Origin of the sequence: Micromonospora sp. NPDC005237 (genome assembly GCF_040607775.1) — a bacterium.
GTDB lineage: Bacteria > Actinomycetota > Actinomycetes > Mycobacteriales > Micromonosporaceae > Micromonospora.
The window spans coordinates 365,697-381,503 of sequence record NZ_JBEXHJ010000006.1 but is presented as its reverse complement, the minus strand read 5'-3'; the positions used below and the strand labels follow the sequence as shown (position 1 = coordinate 381,503).

The 15,807-nt window shown below is 67.4% G+C and carries 11 protein-coding genes; 7 read left to right on the top strand and 4 right to left on the bottom strand.

Going from position 1 to position 15,807, the window contains the following annotated elements; translation table 11 throughout:
• Positions 1-71 precede the first annotated feature (71 nt).
• Positions 72-1,256 (bottom strand): helix-turn-helix domain-containing protein, encoded by a 1,185-nt coding sequence (locus ABZT87_RS19025; RefSeq protein WP_355137129.1) that lies wholly within the window; start codon positions 1,254-1,256, stop codon positions 72-74.
• A gap of 526 nt (positions 1,257-1,782) precedes the next feature.
• Between ABZT87_RS19025 and ABZT87_RS19020 the strand changes: the two genes are divergently transcribed.
• From ABZT87_RS19020 to ABZT87_RS18995, 6 genes are all read left to right on the top strand, one after another.
• Positions 1,783-3,030 (top strand): hypothetical protein, encoded by a 1,248-nt coding sequence (locus tag ABZT87_RS19020; RefSeq protein WP_355136986.1) that lies wholly within the window; start codon positions 1,783-1,785, stop codon positions 3,028-3,030.
• Positions 3,027-3,578: a hypothetical protein gene (locus ABZT87_RS19015; RefSeq protein WP_355136984.1), complete on the top strand. Its 552-nt coding sequence runs from the start codon at positions 3,027-3,029 to the stop codon at positions 3,576-3,578. Before ABZT87_RS19020 ends, ABZT87_RS19015 begins: the two co-directional genes overlap by 4 nt.
• Complete coding sequence (locus ABZT87_RS19010) at positions 3,575-4,246, top strand: hypothetical protein (RefSeq protein WP_355136982.1); 672 nt, start codon at positions 3,575-3,577, stop codon at positions 4,244-4,246. The genes ABZT87_RS19015 and ABZT87_RS19010 overlap by 4 nt, the downstream gene beginning before the upstream one ends.
• 122 nt (positions 4,247-4,368) lie before the next feature.
• Complete coding sequence (locus ABZT87_RS19005) at positions 4,369-7,407, top strand: hypothetical protein (protein ID WP_355136980.1); 3,039 nt, start codon at positions 4,369-4,371, stop codon at positions 7,405-7,407.
• 503 nt (positions 7,408-7,910) lie between these two features.
• A complete protein-coding gene (locus ABZT87_RS19000; RefSeq protein ID WP_355136978.1) occupies positions 7,911-8,789 on the top strand; it encodes a serine/threonine-protein kinase in 879 nt (292 codons plus the stop codon).
• 40 nt (positions 8,790-8,829) lie between these two features.
• Complete coding sequence (locus ABZT87_RS18995) at positions 8,830-9,858, top strand: hypothetical protein (protein WP_355136976.1); 1,029 nt, start codon at positions 8,830-8,832, stop codon at positions 9,856-9,858.
• Between the two features lie 146 nt (positions 9,859-10,004).
• Here ABZT87_RS18995 and ABZT87_RS18990 read toward each other — a convergent pair whose 3' ends face one another.
• Complete coding sequence (locus tag ABZT87_RS18990) at positions 10,005-10,163, bottom strand: hypothetical protein (protein WP_355136974.1); 159 nt, start codon at positions 10,161-10,163, stop codon at positions 10,005-10,007.
• Positions 10,164-10,237: 74 nt separating this feature from the next.
• On the opposite strand from ABZT87_RS18990, the gene ABZT87_RS18985 reads away from it, so the two are divergent.
• Positions 10,238-11,356 carry an IS630 family transposase gene (locus ABZT87_RS18985; protein ID WP_355136972.1) on the top strand — a complete coding sequence of 373 codons (1,119 nt, stop codon included), beginning with the start codon at positions 10,238-10,240 and terminating at the stop codon, positions 11,354-11,356.
• A gap of 422 nt (positions 11,357-11,778) precedes the next feature.
• Here the strand turns inward: ABZT87_RS18985 and treZ are convergent, their stop codons facing one another.
• Both treZ and treY read right to left on the bottom strand, forming a co-directional pair.
• Positions 11,779-13,503 carry a malto-oligosyltrehalose trehalohydrolase gene (gene treZ / locus ABZT87_RS18980; RefSeq protein WP_355136970.1) on the bottom strand — a complete coding sequence of 575 codons (1,725 nt, stop codon included), beginning with the start codon at positions 13,501-13,503 and terminating at the stop codon, positions 11,779-11,781.
• A complete protein-coding gene (gene treY / locus ABZT87_RS18975) occupies positions 13,503-15,806 on the bottom strand; it encodes a malto-oligosyltrehalose synthase (protein ID WP_355136968.1) in 2,304 nt (767 codons plus the stop codon). The genes treZ and treY overlap by 1 nt, the downstream gene beginning before the upstream one ends.
• Position 15,807 lies beyond the last annotated feature (1 nt).

Sequence of the window (15,807 nt, the reverse complement as noted above, 5' to 3'; positions counted from 1 at the left end):
GGCCATCGAGGACGCGCTTACGTCCCAAACCGGACAGTAGGACGGATTGGTGATTCCGCGATTACTGCCAGTTATGCGGCCAGGTTGATGCCGATGCGGCCGGCGAGCAGGCGCAGCTCATCGGGGATGGCTCGACGCTGGGCACGCTGGGCCAGGGTCACCACGGCGTCGCGGGCGAGGGGATTGATGGCGAACGGGATCGGCGCGGCGCGCTCGGCCCGCACGAATGCGGCAAGGGCTTCGGCATCCCGACGACCCCCGTCCGCCAGGGCACGTCCAAGGTCGAGCCAGTAGGACTGCTGGCGGATCGACGCCGCGAGCACCTGCGGTCGAACCGTCCGAGACAGCTCAATGACCCGGCCGGATTCGCCCTGCTCGGCGGCGATGGACATCTTCCAGAGCCCGACGTTGGTTGGTCCGAACCCGCAGCCGTTGAAGCCAGCCCCGTCGACCGGATCCCCAAGCGTTGCCGCCTCGCGGGCCGCCTCGGCAAGGTGATCGCGAGCTACGTCCAGACGACCGCTCACCGTCGACGTCAACGCGGCCGAGAGATGAAGTTGTCCGAGCATCTGTCGCACCCGCTCGTCGGCGGCGTCGGCTTGCAGCTCGGTCAGCGACCGGTCGGCGGCACGGGCAGCGACCGATGCGGATTCGATTGGCAGGCTCTGCGCGTAAGCGAATCGGGAGGCCGCGATCCATGCCGGGTCTTCGGTGTCCTCCGCGACCCTCCCGGCGAGCCTGGCGGCGTTGAGGGCCAGGTGGCGGTAGCCGAGATTCCGCAGGCAGGTGGCGGCCTGGTAGGCCACCTGGACGAGCACGGTGCCGCCTACGGCGGCGGCTTCAAGCAGCAGGCCGGGGAGCAAACGAGCCATAGCTGGATAGTTGGAGGACGTGCGGAGCTGTTCGGCACGTCCAATTTCGGCCGTCAGCCGTTCCGTTGTGTAGGTCGACGGACGGCGCTCGCCGTCCTCGATCTCGATCAGGGCCGACCAGATCGCCGGCACGCACTCGGCGGCGCTCTCACGGGCCGGGTCGCCGGACTCGGTGCCCTGGCCGAGCAGGTCGGCCACGGTGACCTGGAGCGCGGCGGCAAGAGCAACCAGAGTGGAGCGACGGTCGATCGGCTTCCGACCCGACTCAAGTTGCGACACGTATGACTGAGTGACACCAGCGAGCCCAGCGAGGACGGCCTGAGTCATTCCTCCACGGCGCATCCGCCAGTACCGGATCCTGGCACCGATGGTGTCCGGCTTCATCACCATTCCTTCGCCAACCCCCAGGTAGAGGACCAGGACAGCGGCCACGCCCTGCTCTCCAGCACGTTTGGACGGTACACCGACAGAGCATCCAAGTGAGGATGCTGAGTGCCCCGAGAGGCGTCACAGGCGCAGTCGCACTTAGCACAACCCGGGCATCAAAGCTGGTTACGGTTTGCCTGGTGACCTGAACGAACCAGACGAATGCCTAGATATGGCGCCCACACGGCTTCCGGATCTGCCGAATATAGTGCGTCGTGGAACAGCCCTTAAGGGTGCCATCCTTTCGCGACTGCATGGGAGGGGCCGGTTGAGCATGGTTGATTACTAGGTGGCGACTAGCTACCAGCGGGAGGTGGATGCATAACCCAAAAACCTTATGGCGTTTTACGTGCAGTCCGTGGATATTTGTCCGCTTCGCCGGAGTGTCGGGTATATGCCTAGTCGATCGCGAGGCAGCTCGCCTGTGTCCAAACTGGTAGGCCGCGCCGATGTCGGGCGCTAGCGGAATGGTGTCCGTGCCCGCTTGGAGACAGGAGCGATCGCGTTGAGTGACCCGCCAGAGCTGACCTTGGACGATCTCGTCGGTGAGGCCGCAGTGCTGCGGGTCTACCGTCAGGTCTTCTCGGTACTTGCTCGCGAGGCCGGGGCGATGATCGCGGATCCAACCACGGTCAATGTCGATGAGTCGATCTTGGAAGCCTTCGCCGAGGCGGCTGGCGAGGGGCTGACAGTGGAACAGGCTGTTGCCGAGTGTCGGCAATGGGCTGCTCCGATCGTGAGGCGGCGGTTCGACGTTCTGCGCAGCTACGGCGCGATCAGCCGGGTCAATGATCGGCCGAATGAGCTCTACCACCGGGCATCGTTCGCGCCGTATGTAATGCTGTTGTTCTTGCGACGTATGGCCGAGCAGGGCGGTCAGTCGGAATTGCATCAGCTGCTGACCTTCGAGCAGTTGAACGTCAAGGGCGCCAACGCCGCAGCGGCCGACGGCGTGGTCTCGGTACGCCGGTTGACCAAGGTATTCCGATTACTGGGCAATGAACTGGCCATCCTGGCGGCGGGCAGCACCGCCGAGACGCTCGGTAACAACGCCCAACTCTTGTGGGGTAATGAGTCGCTGATTGACCAAGCCAAGGACGTCCATGCTGTCGTGCTAAGTAGGTGGCCCGAACTCGACCGCGAGTGCGTCGAGCTCCGGGTGGCGCTCGCTGCGTACGCGGACGCGATTGATGCGGCGGCGGGCCGCTTGATCGCGCAGGCCGGCACCACCCGCGCGTTGGGGCTGCTTCCGGTGGAGGCGTGGCGCACCTTCGGCCGCGAGTCGAGCCCGGAAGTGCTGGCCGCGGTGCTCGATCGCTTCGTCTTCGACGCTCCCGCGCCGTGGTTCTCACCGCAAGCGCTGATCGAGGCAGTGGAAGCGGGACGCCAGATCAGCACAGCGAGAGTTCCGCCTCCCCGCTCGGATGACGCCGAGCCAGCACCAGAGGCTGATGCTGATATCGCCGACGACGTTGAGGAACTCAGAGCCATCGCAGATCGGCTGCTGGCGGACGCGGACTCGGTTAGCGTTGTCGATGTGCTGGGTGACGCCGGTGACTGGATATCAGCACGTCGCGTGCTCGCCGAGGTCACCGCGATCCATCACCACCCTGACCTTGACTACGAGCTCGTGTGGCGCGACGGCGTGCGTATCGAGGTCGCCGCCAGCCCTTCGTGGACGTCGCAGGGGCGCTTTGGGCGCGCCAGCCGGGCGGGCGGGGAGGAGGGGTGAACGACTCGGAAACGGCACTGTGGTGGGCACGCATTCGCGCCGCCGGCCCGCAACGCGTGGCACCGAGCAGCGCCTTCCCAGCGGGAATGCTGCGCCTGGTCGAGCCCGACGTCACGGCGGTATGGCTGTTGACGGTGGTTCCCGAAGGCGCGAGACCCAGCGTGTTGGATGAGTTGGGATTGCCTGCGCTCGCCGTTGAACAACCCAACGACACCGCGCGGGTGCTCGCTGCGTGCCTGCGCTGCTGCTGGGCTGAGCCGACCGAGTCGATGTGGCCGGGGACACCGGCGTCCAGGCAACAGGTGGCAGCGGTGTTCGAGGAGATCACCAACCGGGACGAGGTTGCCTCCCACCGAGCCTTACTCGCGGCGATCCGGCGTTTGGCTGGTGCCGGCTGGCTACTCTGGGACGAGTCCGGCCAGACGGTGCGGCTCGGTCCGCGAGTCGCCGCATGGGGATCAGCGGATCTGAGTGCTCTGCGTGAGCTGTTGCGGATTTTGCCCTCCGCCGCCAACATCGGCCACGGCGATCCGGAAACTCGGCGATGACCAGCCCTAACGCAGCGCATCCGCTATTTGAGCCGATCCTCGCAGGGCTGAGCGAACGGCACCGCGACGAAGTCCTTGCCGCGTTCGCGGCGGTGGAACATGGCGCCTACCCGGTGCCCGAGGTGCAGATGTTGGCGTTGCGGGATGCCACGCTACGCAGGGACCTTCAGCGGCTATTGCACCGAGTGGGACGGACGCTCGTCCCGGTGGGTGGCACGCAGTGGACCTCGGGGTACCGCGACGACGTCGCTGCCGAACTGACCGGTGCAGGTTGGAACGCCCTCCCCGTCATCGATCGGGCCGTGCTCGTGCTGGTGTTGATTCATTCGGTCGCGATTCCCCGTAGCCAGGGACTATTGTCCGGCGACTCCTGGATCTCCGCGCAGCCGACACCAGTCGATGAAATTCTTCGCTACGCGCAGCCTGGAAGAGGTGACGTTCGTGTCGCTCTGCAGAGGTTGCGTGCTGCTGGACTTGTACAGCTCGCGCCCACTCGCGGCAGAGGCTCCGCTGGCAGGACCGCCTACTTACCTGGTCCTCAACTTCACCGGCTGACACCGGTGGCACGCGCGGCGTTGCAGCAAGAGTTGATTCTGGCCGCCGCACCGCACAGCCCGCTGGCTGCGGCGATACGAACGCGCCGCGCGCATTCCCGAGGAGAACAGTAAGCATGGCCCTAACCTGGTCTACGGCGGGTGGCGATTCCGGCCCTGTCGACGTTGTCGGCGAGAGGGTGCTAGTCGGCGTCCAAGTGGTCAATATCTCTCGCCTGTCCACGCACCCGGTACCGATGATCAGCCAGGGCCTGGTCACGGTTGCGGGTCAAGGCCCGAAGGACTCTAACGGTGCGGGGAAGTCCTCATTGATCGCTGCGGTGAGCCTGCTGCACGCCGATGAGCAATGGCGGCTGGCCAGTGGAGCTGCCGGGGCCGCGGAGCTGCTGTTCACCGCCGAGATCGCCGCGCAGGAAGGCCGCTGGTCCAACGTTGACTGGGGGTATGTGATCGGTGTGTTCACTGATCCCCGCGCCGACACCTTCGATGCGCTTTCGGCCGGCGCCCTGACTGTGTGGGTACGGATCAACCGTAAGGCATCACACATTAACCTGCGCTGGAAGGATGGGCTCTACGTCCCCTATGGGGCGACTGAGTTCGAACGCGCCGCAGGAGTCGACACATTGTGGGACGCGCTCCCTACCAGTAACGGGCGTAGCGACTTCCACGCGAACCGGCTCGCGTCCGTCCTGTACGGAAGCCATGTGCGGTGCGTGTCATTCCTGTCGACCTCGGTGCGCTCCAGCCCAGCGGCCAACCTACTCGCCCAGCCTCTCAACGACCTGGCCCCGCAGAGGATTTTCGACGCCATCGCCACACTGACCGGGTTGGACCGCGAACTCGAACAAGAGCAGGCCCTCCGGTCGGCCGAGCACACCCACCGTAACAACGTCCGCGACGCCGTAAGAGATCTCGATGGCTGGGAACACGAAATGGCAGTCGTTGAGACCGGCATTGCGCAGCGCGGTCACGCTCGCCTCCTGTTGGGCCATGCGAAGGCGTCATGGCAAGCCCGCTGCGCTCGACACTTCGTTGACGGAGCCGCTCGTAACGACGAAATCCGCCATGAACTCAACGCGCTGGAGGTCCGCACCAAGGAATTGCAAGCGGAACTGTCCACCGTGGAAAGCGATCTATCAGGACTGACCGACCACGAGGAGTTCAACCGCAACTTCCGCGAGGTCGAAGGGCGATGGAAGGAGATCAGTGGGCGTGACCAGCGCCTGGACACCGATCATCAGGTCGCCGCCCGGAATCTGGAAGACCTGACTACGGCACATCGGGAGCTTTTCGACAAGGCTCGCGCTGCTGACGGACGCAGCGTTGAGACCGCGCAGGCTGAGGAGGCCGGCGCACGCGTAGCCGTGGAACAGGCTCTCGGGTCCAGGGGAGTTGCCGAAGATGCCGAGAAACAAGCGAGCAGGATGCTGGCCGCCACCGAGTCCGGTGAGGACCTCGCCGCAGACGAGCTACAGGTTCTGCGCGATGAGGGTATCCCCGCCGCCGCGTTGTTAGACGTCGTTCAGCTCAACCCCGACCAGCGACGCAACTGGGAGCCCCGCCTTGTGCCCTATAGCGGTGCCGTCGTGGTCCTACGCGGGCACGCTGACAGAGCCCAGGAGAAACTCGCGGGGCGGCCAAGGAGGGCGACGCTGGTCATCGCTGACCCGCCTCGAATGCACGCGCCCATCCACAGCAACAGCCTGCCCGCGAGCGCCGATACCAGGTTCGACCTCACCACGTTCTTTACCGCTATCGTCGACCGGGCGGGCACCCAACCTGCAGAGATCGACGTGGCCGCCGGCGTAATCGTGGTGGGTGAGTTCACAGATCCACTCACCGGCCGAGCCGCGCGCATCGCCGCGGCCCGCGCTGAGCATCGCGCGAAAGCCGCTCTTCTCACCGAAGCCAACAAGCTCGTCGCCAGTGCCCGGCGCACGCTGGCCCGAGCCGAGATCCGTACCAAAGCGGCCGAGGCAGGTGAGCAAGCGGACACGACCAAGCTGAAGATCTCCGAACTGCGAGCGGCCAACCAGGAGCGACAGGAGCGACGCGATGCACTGAAGCCCGTGCTGGACGCCGCCCATGCGGCCTACACCGACGCGCTGGGCGCGGGCAAAGCACGCGAGGAACGGATCGAGAACCTGCGCGGCGCCAAACAGCGCCTTGAGCGTGAGCAGACCGAGAAAGACGAAATCACGACGAAGCTCACCGATGAGCGGCTGGCTCTGGACCTACCCAGCCGCGAGGCGGCCTGGAGAGACTCACCCGAGTCCGCGAACCGGTTCCTGCTGACCCTGGACGTCGAGCAGCAGACCCGTACCACCGCGGCGTGGAACGAGGAAACCTGCTCTAAAGTCAACGAAGTTGTGCGGCGGTGTTTCCCCGAAGGCACACCCCACGACGAGATGCCCGCCGAGATCCGGGAACTGCTCATCGAACAACGTTGGCATCGCGGCGGACTGGACACTCGCGTCGGTCTGGTTCCCGCGCTCATCCGCGCGCTGCGTACCCATCTGACCCAGACCGAACAGCACGACCACTACCAGCAGCAGCAAATCGCCACCCAGCGTGCGCAGCGCACCGGTGACCTGGAGGCGGCGCGGCTAGGCTTGAGTGAGGCCGAGCAGACCTCCCGGGCGCACCGGGCATCGCTTGCCCAAGGGATCAAGGTGAAGCTCAAGAAGGTCAGCGAAGAGTTCAACCGCCTCGACGAACGGTACGGCGGTTACGGGGCGAGCCTGGACTACCCGGAGCCCGAGCCACCCGCTGAACCCGATAGGCCATGGCGGTGGACCGTCACACCCAAGTGGCGGCGCGCCGAGGGACAACGGATGTCGGGCTACAACCTCCGTAGCAACACCGCCCAAATGGACGAGAAGGCCGTCAAGTTGGTGTGCGCCGCCGCGCTTGCTGGAGGGGGCGGTCGCCCCTTGCTGCTCGTTCTCGATGAACTCGGCCGTAACCTCGGCAAGCAACATCGCCGTGAGGCGGTCGCGCTGTTCGAGCAGATCGGGAAGGACCGCAACATTACCGTGGTTGGTGCGCTACAGGATGACATGGAGCGTTACGCCATCGAGGCATCTGGGCTCTATATCAAACTCCGTCGCCGCTCCGACAGCATGGCCTACAACGAAGCACCTGTCATCGTCGGAGACGACGCTAACCGTGCCCGCGTCGAACTGCTCCACGAGTGGTTGACCTCCTACCGCCCCGCCGCCGACATCGCCGACGAGAAGTCCGATGAGGCCGATTTAGATGACGATGCGGCGTGACCGAACCGTCGCACCAAACAGGGGAATTCCCCATGTCCGGCCACCCCGGCGTGCCCGAGGGACTCCGCGCCTATGCGCAGCCCACAAACGCCGACGGCACCTTCGACCACGACCGCGCCGGCCGCCCCAAAGTACGGCGAGTACACCTACGCGCGCACCCACCCACTCCACCACAGCGGCCGGACGGAGTCGTCAACGACGCCGACTGGGGCTGGGCCACCAGCGCGCCTCGTCGATGGAGCACCATCACGACCAAACTGGGTGATCGTGCCGATGACGTGGCACTCGCCTTGGCCCGAGCAGGTTGTGTTGGCCTTGAACACGACTACCGATCAGGCAAGGTCTGCCATCCACCCCGTGGCTGGGCTCCTCATCCTGACCTGCATGCCGCCCGGCAAGAGCAAAACCGCCAGCGCGCTGCCCGCCGGGCCGCTCAGGACGACGAAGCACGCCGCCTCGCTGCCGAACTCATTCACCGTCCGTCCACAGGGCCACTTGTAGCCATGCTCAGGGGGCCAAGGGGCGGGCCATACCGGGACCACGTCATCGAGGCTGCCCGCGCCCTCCTCGCCTGCGGCACCATCACCGACACCAATAGGCCGGTCGCCCCGTGGGCCGCCGTGCGCTGGCTCAAGCGCGGAACGAAGTCGGACTACGAAAGGGAACAAGAGCCGCTCGCTGAGGGAGGCCAGGGCGCGGTCTACAGCGGCATGCACAAATACACCCGCACCTCCATTGCGCTGAAGCAACTCCGCTACGCCGATGAAGACGCCCTCCGCCGCATGCTCCGCGAGATCTCCTTCGGGCACCTCTACGGAGAGCACCCGAACGTCATGCCGGTCTTGGACTCCGACCCAGACGGGCGGTGGTTCGTCATGCCGCTCGCGAACGGCAGCGCAGCCAGCCATGCGGAACGTCTTAGGCGTGAAACAGGAGCTCTCCGGGACCTCGTCACAGCCGTCTGCGAAGGGCTGCGCCGCCCACACACCGACGACAGAATCCACCGCGATATAAAGCCAGCCAACGTCCTGCTACTCGACGGTGCATGGGTCGTAGCAGACTGGGGACTAGGCCGGCAGCCCCGAGGGGAAACCAGCATTCCGCGCCAAACTCGGACTGGCACCGGCTTCGGCTCCGAGGGCTTCGCCGCGCCGGAGCTGTCGTCAGGAAACCCTCACAAAGTGACGGTCGCCGCCGACATCTACAGCATCGGGCGGCTCATCGCAGCCATCCTGACCGGGGAGCGACCGGAGCAGAATCTCCCACTGCTGCCTCCTAGCGGACCGTGGGTAGCTGTAGTAGCGGAAGCAACCCGCCACAAGCCGACTGACAGGCCACAAGACGTGGACGAATTCCTCCGCCTGCTCAAGGACATCCCGTGACCGCTTCCTCGCCGTCCCGACCGAAAGGATCGTCTTGTCGATGATGCGCATTGCGCTCGAGCCGTATTTCCTGCACCAGGACCAGGTTCAGTCCCTACTCGGAGAGCACCGGACGGAATCCGCACGGGCGCGGGCGGCCCGCAGGAGCGATCCCGAAGCCGCACTGCCCTACGTGCTCGCCGCAGAACTCGCCCAGGCGCTCTCCTCGCTGGGAATCGGCGAACTGGCCAGGCGCGTGCTGGAGCGCGATCTACGTGCGGGGCAAGTCGTCGGCACCGAGCTGCAGTTTGAGTTTCAGCGAGACCGGGATCGCGACGCCCCAGGCTTCAAGCCAGCCGGCTTCACGGCGGTGCTCGACGCGGGCGAGCCGATGCGTGTAACCGGAACATTCAACGCGGCACGAGTCGCCAGTTCCTCCGCGTTCGGGAGCCTCGCCGGGAAAAGGCGGGTTTACCTGATCGGGACGGTCACCAATCTGAGCGCGGAGCAAGTCGAGCTCAGGCCGGTCTTCATCGGAATCAGGTCGTTCGTCGATGACGACCTTCCCGCCGGAGCTTCAGTGTCGAGAGCGCGGGTCTACCCCAGCGATATCGGCCAGTTCAGCGGCATCGACTTCGCATCTCCCTTCGCCGAGGCCGAGGGTGAAGCGGTGCTGCGTGTGCCGGAGGACACGGTGAAACGCGCCTTTGCCGAGCTGCTCGGCGAGCCGTACGTTCCGAAAGACTGGGGTGGCGAACGCTCCGACCTCTACACCTCACGAGTGTTCGCCCGTGGGCGCCAGCTGTCGGCCGCATGGCTGTTCAAGGGACCGGGCTTCCCTCGCGCCATGGACGTCAAGGCTCTGGGCAAGAACGGTGACCAGGTCGACCGGCTGTTCACCGAGCCCGCGGAGCTACTCGTTCTGCAGCATTGTCATCAGATCAAGCCGAGCGTGGTTGGCATGATGGATGCCTACGCCCACGACGTCCGGCACCCCCGTTTCTACATGATCATTGATGGGGCCGATACCGGACGCATACTGAGGTCTCTGGGTCTTCTCCCTGTAGCCCCCGCATGTCCGCCTCTGTAGATCCACAGGAGCCTGCGGCCGCTCGGCGCGGGTCGAGCGGCTCACCTGGGGTGGACTCTCATGCCGCGATCCGGGCGCCACGAGGCGTTACCGCCCTTTAACCATGAGCATCTGACCGGGCGCAACGCGAGCCGGACTTGCAGGCGTCAGTTGCCGCGCAGAATCTGGTCCCGGTACGGCTGGAAGCCGTGCCAGCCAGCGGTCTGAGCGGGCTCACCGGTCAGGAACTCGCCGGTCGAGATGTCGAGAGCACGACCACCAACAGAGGCGACGATCCGCGAGATAACGGCTAGTGCCGTGACCACGAACGTTCACGGTGTTGGGTGACACGCCGTCCGGCCTATCGGCCGGGCGGCGCCGCAGCGGTCAGGCTGTGGCGGTGGCAGATCTTGTACGCGTGCGGCGGCTGAGTGATCAGGAAGGTCAGCAGCTGCTCAGAATCACCCGCCGGGGAACCGGTTCACCGATCCGACTGCGACGGGCGATGGTCGTGCTCGCGTCTGCCGGCGGGAACACGGTGCCGGCGATCGCCCGCTTGGTCCAGGCCGACGAGGACACGATTCGGCAGGTCATCCACCGGTTCAACGAGATGGGGATGGCCAGCCTGGACCCTCAGTGGGCGGGTGGCCGTCCCCGCCAGATCAGTCCTGACGAGGAACAGTTCATCGTCGAGACGGCCAACACCCGCCCCGAGAAACTGGGGCGACCGTTCACCCGCTGGAGCATCCGCAAGCTCGCCGATCACCTGCGCGTTCATTCCACCCGCCGGGTCCGGATCGAGCGGGAACGGCTGCGGCAGATCCTGCACCGGCACCGGATCACCTTCCAGCGGACCAAGACGTGGAAGGAGTCCACCGACCCTGACCGAGACGCCAAACTCGCCCGGATCGAGTACGTGAGCAGCCACTTCCCGCAGCGGGTATTCGCCTTCGACGAGTTCGGACCCCTGGTGATCCGCCCGCAGGCCGGAGCCGGATGGGCGCCGGCCGGGCACCCGCACCGGCTGCCCGCGAACTATCACAAGCTGCACGGGGTCCGGCAGTTCCACGGCTGCTACTCCGTCGGCGACGACCAACTCTGGGGCGTTGTGCGCCGCCGCAAGAGCTCCGCGAACACCCTGGCCGCGCTCAAGTCGATCCGTGCCGCCCGCCCGGACGGGGCCCCGATCTACGTCATCCTGGACAACCTGTCCGCCCACAAGGGCGCCAAGATCCGCAGGTGGGCGGCCCGGAACAAGGTCGAACTCTGCTTCACCCCGACCTACGCCTCCTGGGCCAACCCGATCGAGGCCCAATTCGGCCCGCTACGCACCTTCGTCATCGCCGGATCGAACCACCCGAACCACACCGTCCTGACCCGTCGCCTGCAGGCCTACCTACGCTGGCGCAACGCCAACGCCCGCCACCCCGACGTCCTGGCCGCCCAACGCCGCGAACGCGCCCGCATCCGCAGCGAACGCCAACGACGCTGGGGCCAACCCGCCACCCGAGCAGCCTGACCCCAACACCGTGAACATTCGTGGTCACGGCACTAGAACGTCGTCGCCGCCTCCACGCACGTATAACATGATTGAATCAAACGGGGTCGTGCGACCCGATGTTGAGCTCGATGTACCAAGTCGGGCCGACCAAGCGCCCCCACTCAGGATCCGAGAGGTCGAGGTCCCGGAGGGTTTCTTCTAACCACCGCCTGACATCCGACCCGGTGCCCAACGGCGGCGGACTAAAGTCCTGCGGAATCTGGTCAACCGACCTGACGTCGGCCGGGGCGCGGAGGATAAGAACTTGCCAACTCATGGCGTCCCCCGGCGTGCTCAGCCAACTCGGGCAGTTTACTCGTGGTCGTTGCACCACGATCCGCCTGCCATCCGCTTCTGCCGCGATCCGCGTGCATACCCCTTCACGCGATTCGCCATCGACGTCACAGCGCCACGATCGCCGCAGTCTCCGCAGGCAGCTCGATCCGGTCCCGCATGACGGTGACCCCCTCCCCCGTAGCCAGCAGCACCCGCCGAGCCACCTCAGGCAGCGACACCCCCTGCCCCCGCCCAGCCAGGTTCGCCACGACGAGCGTGTCCCCCCGCCGCATCAGCAGGAACTGATCCCCGTGCTGCACGGAGACCTCGTGCAACCGAGGATCAGACAGATCAGGAAGAGACCGCCGCAGAGCAATCAGCCGCCGATAAAACGACAGCATCGATGCATGCTCAGGCTTGTCCAGCTCAGCCCAGTCCAACCGCGACCGTACGAACGTCTCCGGGTCCTGCGGATCGGGCACGTCCCCCTCCGGCCACCCGTGCGAGGCGAACTCCCGCCGCCGCCCGGTCCGCACCGCAGAGGCCAACTCCGGCTCGGGATGCGAGGTGAAGAACTGCCACGGCGTAGAGGCAGCCCACTCCTCCCCCATGAACAGCATGGGAGTGAAGGGCGCCGTCATCAGCAACGTGGCCCCAACGCGGAGCAGCGAGGGCGACAGCGAGGCCGAGATCCGATCCCCGGTAGCCCGGTTCCCGATCTGATCGTGGTTCTGCAGGTAAGCCACCAGCCGATGCCCAGGCACCCGGGGATCGAGAGGCCGCCCATGGTGACGGTTACGGAAGCTCGACCAGGTGCCGGCGTGGAAGAAGCCACCGGTCAGCACGTCCGACAGCGTCTCCAGGGAGCCGAAGTCGCCGTAGTACCCCTGCCGCTCCCCCGTCAGCAACGTGTGCAGCGCGTGGTGGGCGTCGTCGTTCCACTGGGCGTGCAGCCCGAACCCACCGGCCTCCCGAGGCGTGATCAGCCGCGGGTCGTTCAGGTCCGATTCGGCGATCAGCGACAACGGCCGCCCCAGGTGCGTCGACAACGACTCGACCTCGATGGCCAGCTCTTCGAGCAGCGGAATCGCGCGGGTGTCGGGCAGGGCGTGCACGGCGTCCAGGCGTAGGCCGTCGATGTGGTAGTCGCGCAGCCACATGAGCACGCTGTCGATGATGTAGCGGCGGACCTCGTCGGAGTGCGGGCCGTCCAGGTTGACCGACCGGCCCCACGTGTTGCTCTGCTCGGCGAGGTAGGGCCCGAACCGCGGCGCGTAGGCCCCGGAGGGCCCGAAATGGTTGTAGACGACGTCGAGGATCACCCCCAACCCGCGAGCGTGGGCGGCGTCGACGAACCGTTTCAGGCCGTCGGGGCCGCCGTAGGGTTCGTGTGGGGCGTACCAGCAGACGCCGTCGTACCCCCAGTTGTGTTCGCCGTTGAAGGCGTTGACCGGGAGCAGTTCGATCAGGTCGACACCGAGGTTCACCAGGTGGTCGAGGCGGTCGATGGCCGCGTCGAAGGTGCCTTCCGGGGTGAAGGTGCCGATGTGCAGCTCGTAGAGGATGCTGCCGGGCAGTTGCCGGCCCGTCCACAGGCTGTCGGACCACTCGAAGGCGGAGTGGTCGTAGCGGCGGCTCGGCCCGTGCACCCCCGCAGGTTGCCACGGCGAGCGGGGGTCGGGCAGTGGGGTTTCCTCGTCGTTCAGCAGAAAGGAGTAGTCGAGGCCGGCGTCGGGCACCTCGACCCGCCACCAGCCGTCGGCGGCGGCGCGCATCTCGTGGTCGGTGTCGCGGGCCAGGCGCAGCCGCACCCGCGTGGCGTCCGGCGCCCAGACGGAAAACTCGGTCATCAAACGGCCTCCTCGGCAGCGGGGAGAGGAGCCAGCAAAGCGACGGGATAGTCGGCCAGAAGATTGTCCAGCGACGTCTCCCCGCCACTGTAGACCCGGCCGGTGAACAGGTCCTTCACCTCGTTAACACCAAGCGACAGGGCTGTGTCGCGCCAGCCGCCGGCGCGCGCCAGACCCAGCGGCAGGCGGGTCGCCACGGCGATCGCGCCGCCCCGGTCGAACGCCACCACGTGCCGACCGGCCGGCCCGTGCGCCGGAACCGGCCGGTAGCCGGTGAACAGCTCCGGGTGCGCCCGCCGCAACCGCAGCGTCCGCGACACCACGAGGAGCTTCGCCGCTCCGTCGGTGTCGACCGCGGGACGCCAGCCGCCGTCGAGCCGCGCCAGCATCTCCCGGCGTACGTCGAAGTCGACAGGCCGGCGATTGTCCGGGTCGACGAGGGAGTTGTCCCACAGCTCGGTGCCCTGGTAGGTGTCCGGCACGCCGGGCATGGTGAGCTGGATCAGCTTCTGCCCGAGCGAGTTGCACCAGCCGGCCGGGGTGATGGCGGCGGCGAGCTCGCTCAGCTCGTCGTGCAGGCTCGGGTCGTCGTACATCCGGTCGATGACCGCGTGCATGGCCTGCTCGAAGACCGGGTCCGGGTCCGCCCAACTGGTCGAGGCCGCGGCCTCCCGGGCGGCCTTCTCGGCGTACGCGTGCAGCCGCTCCCGCTCGATCGGCCACGCGCCGACGGCGGTCTGCCAGAGCAGGTGGGCGAACGCCGGGTCGGGCAGCGGCGCGTACGCCATCCAGCTTTGGACCTGCTCGGCCCAGCGGTCCGGCAGCTCGCTGAGCACGGCGAGGCGGGCGCGCACGTCCTCGCCGCGCTTCGTGTCGTGGGTGGAGAGGGTGGTCATGCTGGCGGGCCAGCGGACCTGCCGGGCGGCGGCGAAGCGGTGGAACTCCGCCGGCGGCACGCCGAAGTGGGCGGGGCTGCCGCCGACCTCGTTGAGCGCCACGAACCGGGTCCAGCGGTAGAACGCGGTGTCCTCCACGCCCTTGGCCATCACCGCGCCGGTGAGCTGCGGGAAACGCATCGCCAGCTCGTCGTCGGGGTCGCGCAGTCGGCGGGTGACCGCGTCCAGGGCGCCGGTCAGGTCGGGGCGGCGGCGGCCGGCCTCGGAGCGGGCGGCGGCCAGGTAGCGGGCGCCGTGTGGTGGGTAGCCGCGGTAGACCGGGAAGGCAGCGGCCAGCTCGGCGAGCGCGGCGCGGGCCTGCTCGGTCGGCACCTCGGGGGCGAGCGCGGCGAGGCGGGTCAGCTCGGCGGCGAGCAGCGTGGTGGCGGCGGCCAGCTTCGTGGTGTGGGTCAGGTCCTGCCACGAGGTGTGGTGCCCGGCGAGGCGGGTGTCCAGCGCCGTGAAATCGCCCTCGGCGTCCGGGTCGACGAACAGGCCGTTGACTGCGGCGAGGGCGTCGTACCCGGTGGTGCCGTCCACCGGCCAGTCCGGCAGCTCCTCGCCGTACTCCAGGATCTTCTCCACCACGAGCCAGGCGTCCGGCGCGGCCTCGCGCAGCCGCGCGAGGTAGCCGGCGGGGTCGCGCAGGCCGTCCGGGTGGTCGACGCGGATGCCGTCGACCTCGCCCGCGGCGGCCCAGCGCAGGATCAGCTCGTGCACGGCGGCGAACACCGCCGGGTCCTCCACGCGCAGGCCCGCCAGGCCCGCGATGGCGAAGAACCGGCGGTACGTCAGCTCGGCGTCCCCGCGCCGCCAGGAGATCAGCTCGTAGTGCTGCCGATCGTGCACCTCGATGGCGCTGCCGTCGCCGGTGCCGTCGGCGACCGGGAAGCGGTGCTCGTGGTAGCGCAGCTCGCCGTCGACGAGCTTCAGGTCGTCCAGGGCGGCCGGGTCGTCGGCCAGCACCGGCAGCAGCAGCCGGCCCCGGTCCCAGTCGATGTCGAACCAGTCGGCGTACGACGAGTCGCGCCCCCGGCGCAGCACGTCCCACCAGGCCGGGTTGGCCGGCGGCACGGCGACCCCGGCGTGATTGGGCACGATGTCGACGACCAGGCCGAGCCGCTTCTCGCGCAGTGCCCGCAGCAGCCGCTGCCGGGCGGCCTCACCGCCCAGCTCCGGGTTGACCGTCCGGTGGTCGACGACGTCGTAGCCGTGCGCGGAACCGGGCGTCGCGGCCAGCAGGGGGGCGCTGTAGAGGTGGCTGACGCCCAGCTCGGCGAGGTAGTCGAGGATGCCGGCGGTGGCGTCCAGGTCGTAGCCGGGACGGACCTGGACGCGGTAGGTGGCCTGCGGAGGGGTGGCGGCCATG

Coding starts and splice junctions, on each gene's coding strand:
- ABZT87_RS19025 (WP_355137129.1), bottom strand. CDS start 1,256: ATGAAGCCGGACACCATCGGTGCCAGGATCCGGTACTGGCGGATGCGC.
- ABZT87_RS19000 (WP_355136978.1), top strand. CDS start 7,911: ATGCTCAGGGGGCCAAGGGGCGGGCCATACCGGGACCACGTCATCGAG.
- ABZT87_RS19010 (WP_355136982.1), top strand. CDS start 3,575: ATGACCAGCCCTAACGCAGCGCATCCGCTATTTGAGCCGATCCTCGCA.
- treY (WP_355136968.1), bottom strand. CDS start 15,806: ATGGCCGCCACCCCTCCGCAGGCCACCTACCGCGTCCAGGTCCGTCCC.
- treZ (WP_355136970.1), bottom strand. CDS start 13,503: ATGACCGAGTTTTCCGTCTGGGCGCCGGACGCCACGCGGGTGCGGCTG.
- ABZT87_RS19005 (WP_355136980.1), top strand. CDS start 4,369: ATGATCAGCCAGGGCCTGGTCACGGTTGCGGGTCAAGGCCCGAAGGAC.
- ABZT87_RS18995 (WP_355136976.1), top strand. CDS start 8,830: ATGATGCGCATTGCGCTCGAGCCGTATTTCCTGCACCAGGACCAGGTT.